Source organism: Methylobacterium sp. E-041, from assembly GCF_022829665.1.
In the GTDB taxonomy this organism is placed as follows: domain Bacteria; phylum Pseudomonadota; class Alphaproteobacteria; order Rhizobiales; family Beijerinckiaceae; genus Methylobacterium.
On record NZ_JAKSYQ010000104.1, the window covers coordinates 1 to 3,056 of the forward strand.

A 3,056-nucleotide genomic window follows, 5' to 3' on the forward strand; every position below is an offset into this window, starting at 1 on the left:
CGCCGAGCCCTACGCCTCATCCGCCGAGCGGACACAAGCCATGAGCCCCTGGATCGACCACTACAACACCAGCCGAACCCACTCCGCCCTCAGCCGACAGACACCCTGGCAAAGCCTGAACAACCTTCTGGGCAACGACACCTAGCTCCTTCGCCAGTCCCTTCAGCCCGGAGGAGATCTCGGTCATTTCCTGAACCCGGTTACCCGAGTAGCGCTTTGACGGCCGGATCAGGCCGATGTGGTCGACGACAATGGCAGCTAGCGGCTTGCCCTGGCGTTCGGCCTGCAGCCGCATCTGTCGGGCTCGGGCCGCGATCTGGGCTAACGTCAGACCGGCCTGCGGCTCGATCCAGACCGGAATGCCGGTGCAGGTGCGCTGCGCTTCGATCAGCCGCTCCATAGCCTCGTTTGAGAGGCTGCCCGCGTCGGCGATGGCGCGATACGAGATCACCTCCCGAGCCCGCGGATCGTAGGCGACCGCGGCCATGACGCGCTCGCTGAGTTCGTCTCCGTCCATCTCAAGGGAAAAGAACCCGACCGGGCCAGAGTGCCGAGCTGCCGAGATCGCGACGTGCAGACCGACCGTCGTTTTGCCCATGGCCGGGCGCCCCGCGAGAATGACGAGCTGTCCCGGACGCATCCCGAGTGTCGCTGCATCAAGCCTTGGTATGCCGTAGGGCACGCCACGAGGTGCGGTCCCCTGCCGGATCTGATTGGCCCGGGCGAGGACGTTGGCGGCGCTGGCACCGAGTGAGACCCGCCGAGCGTGCTCGGCGAGGGCGGCGCTGGCCACCGCGTCCAGCGCCTCGATCATGCTGCCGGCGGTCTCGGCCGGGTCATGCACGGTGCTGCCCGTCATCGCCGCGATGCCGATTTGCGCCGTCTCGAACACGGTCCGCATCCGTGCGGCCTGCGCGATGAGGCGGGCGTAGCTCGGGGCGTTGCTGACAGTCGTGGCGCCGTGCATCAAGTTGACGAGGTACTGCCCAACCGAGACCCCGCCGAGGTCCGCATCACCCAGGACTGCCTTCATCAGCCCCAGGTCGATCGCCTCGCCGGCATCGCGACGGACGACCATCGCTGCAAAGATCTGCTGATGGACCAGGTCCGAGAAATCGTCCGGCTGGACGAAATCCCGAGCCCGGTCGATCGCATCGTTGTGGTGGAGGATGGCGCCTAGCAGCCCTTGTTCGGACTCCACGGCGTTTGGCGGGACGGCGCCGAGCGAAGCGGTGTGGGCATTCATTGCGACACCTCTCGCTCGGCGGCCTGCAGAGCCTCGATCAGCTTCGGCAGGCGGTCTAAGGCGAGGCAGAACCCAGCCTTGGTCGGGAAGGGCGCGCCCTGCTTCGGCTTCGACAGATCGTAGAGCCGGAGATCGACGAGGCGGCACCCCGCGTGGGTCACGAGACCGACGCGGAGTTCCTGAAAGTTGTTCTTCCGGACGGTGGCGATCGTGCGAGGAGTACCCGTCATGGGCGGCACCGCCAATCGTCGCGAGAGGGAAACGCTAGCTCAGCCAGGGCTCCGGCCGTGGCAGGCGGGAGACCGAAGCGTCGGGCGATGAATAAGTCTTGCCGAAGGGGACGAACCGCCGTATCTCTCTGATCGCAAGCCGCCACAGCTGCATTCGAGAGCCCTGCGTTCGCCCCGCGCGTCGCGGGGTTTCTCATGTTTGGTTCCTGCAGTTGATGCGCCGGCCGGATGGCTCGGCGCGGTGATCCAGCGGGACGCGCCCGCCGGGATAGCGGGGTTCAGGCGGCGATGGGTGCCTGTAGGGCTGAAGCGCCAGACGGCAGGCCCAGCATCTCACGCAAGCGCTCAGTGGGAACCCGGTACTGCCGACCAACTTTCACGACCGGGATCTCACCGGCTTTGCGCGCCCTGTAAGTGGCGCTTCGGCCTATGCCGAGTATCCGGCCAGCCACTAGGAGGTCGACAGTTGGCTCGTCCAACACGGCAAGGATCTCGCTACCCATCGAACCCTCTCAGATAATTGTTGCACTCTTAGATCGTGCGAATATGATTGCACATCGAGCGGCACGCCGCAACCTTAATGCGCGCTAATAAAGTGCGATAAATATCGGCCTTGGAGGCATTCATGTCGGATCAGCTCACCAAGCGCCGCGGTCGTCCCCCTTTGGACCCGTCAGAGCGCAAGGATGGAAACCTCACGTTCCGTACTCGTGGAGACCTGCGTCACCGGTTGGCTGAGGAAGCCCGGACGAATGGTCGGACTATCAGCGAGGAAGTTGAGTGGCGGTTAGAACGGTCTCTTGAGGGCATCAGCGGAGAGTATGCCGAGCCAGTGCAGTATCTGAGAGATACTAGGGCCCTTCTCGGCTCAGGTTATGATTACAGTGAGGCTATTGAAATTGGTCAAGCGTGGGGCAGGCTAAAGAATTCTCATCCAAGCACCTCCTCAGATGGAAAAGAGTGGTTTGAAGATGATGAAGGGTTAAAGCTAGTGACAAGTCAGCTTGTTGACCGCATTCAATGCATGCTTCCCATATTTGCCTCGCGCCGGCGTCGCCAGACCTGAAGGGCGACTCAAACCCCAGCGACCATTCCTGGCAGCAGCCTCAGAGGTATTCGCCGAAGCCGAGAATGAAAGCCGGAAACCGATACTAGGGAGCACTAACTGTCACTTTGAAATACAATACATTCGATCTCAATCATACAGCCATGCTTTATTCACATAAGACATTCTCGTGGGATGAGACTATGATCTGGGCCGGCCCTCGGGATTGTTCATGTCTACCTACTACCCACTCCAACTCTACATCCACGTAGACCGCTCGCTCCGGGCGGAGAGCACGGGTGCGGTCGACGCCGCAGGTGAAACCGTTTCGCATCTGACGCGTGGTCTGCTTCGCTCAGCGTTGAGCGCTCGATACCCAGGGCCTGCCGGCGCTCCTCGTCCTCTGAACGAGCGTCCGCGCCAGGGCGCTCGGCTGACAGCAAGCCGTCCCACCTCCCGCCATCACGTGGAAGGTTGAGGTCGGCCCATGGACCCGCGCACACGCTACACCGACGAGCTAGAGATTTACGAAAGC

Annotated in this window: 4 protein-coding genes and 1 pseudogene; 2 read left to right on the plus strand and 3 right to left on the minus strand. The window is 62.6% G+C overall.

The genetic code is table 11. The features are described 5' to 3' along the window. The first annotated feature begins 40 nt into the window (after positions 1 to 40). Positions 41 to 145: a hypothetical protein gene (locus tag MKK70_RS31055; protein ID WP_409568261.1), complete on the plus strand. Its 105-nt coding sequence runs from the start codon at positions 41 to 43 to the stop codon at positions 143 to 145. Positions 146 to 148: 3 nt separating this feature from the next. Here the strand turns inward: MKK70_RS31055 and MKK70_RS10005 are convergent. From MKK70_RS10005 to MKK70_RS30590, 3 genes and pseudogenes are all read right to left on the minus strand, one after another. Then, positions 149 to 1,246: pseudogene (locus MKK70_RS10005) on the minus strand (replicative DNA helicase); the annotation flags it as partial. Beyond that, positions 1,243 to 1,476, minus strand: coding sequence for a hypothetical protein (locus tag MKK70_RS10010; protein WP_147725439.1), 234 nt, complete (start codon positions 1,474 to 1,476; stop codon positions 1,243 to 1,245). The gene MKK70_RS10010 and the pseudogene MKK70_RS10005, both read right to left, overlap by 4 nt. A 278-nt stretch (positions 1,477 to 1,754) precedes the next feature. Beyond that, on the minus strand, positions 1,755 to 1,979 hold the full coding sequence (locus MKK70_RS30590) for a helix-turn-helix domain-containing protein (RefSeq protein ID WP_279603590.1): 225 nt from the start codon (positions 1,977 to 1,979) through the stop codon (positions 1,755 to 1,757). Positions 1,980 to 2,101: 122 nt separating this feature from the next. On the opposite strand from MKK70_RS30590, the gene MKK70_RS10015 reads away from it, so the two are divergent. Beyond that, on the plus strand, positions 2,102 to 2,542 hold the full coding sequence (locus tag MKK70_RS10015; RefSeq protein ID WP_243947373.1) for a hypothetical protein: 441 nt from the start codon (positions 2,102 to 2,104) through the stop codon (positions 2,540 to 2,542). The last annotated feature ends 514 nt before the right edge of the window (positions 2,543 to 3,056 follow it).

Bases quoted from the DNA above. Each gene is read 5' to 3' on its own strand.
- MKK70_RS31055 (WP_409568261.1), top strand. From the start codon at position 41: ATGAGCCCCTGGATCGACCACTACAACACCAGCCGAACCCACTCCGCC.
- MKK70_RS10010 (WP_147725439.1), bottom strand. From the start codon at position 1,476: ATGACGGGTACTCCTCGCACGATCGCCACCGTCCGGAAGAACAACTTT.
- MKK70_RS30590 (WP_279603590.1), bottom strand. From the start codon at position 1,979: ATGGGTAGCGAGATCCTTGCCGTGTTGGACGAGCCAACTGTCGACCTC.
- MKK70_RS10015 (WP_243947373.1), top strand. From the start codon at position 2,102: ATGTCGGATCAGCTCACCAAGCGCCGCGGTCGTCCCCCTTTGGACCCG.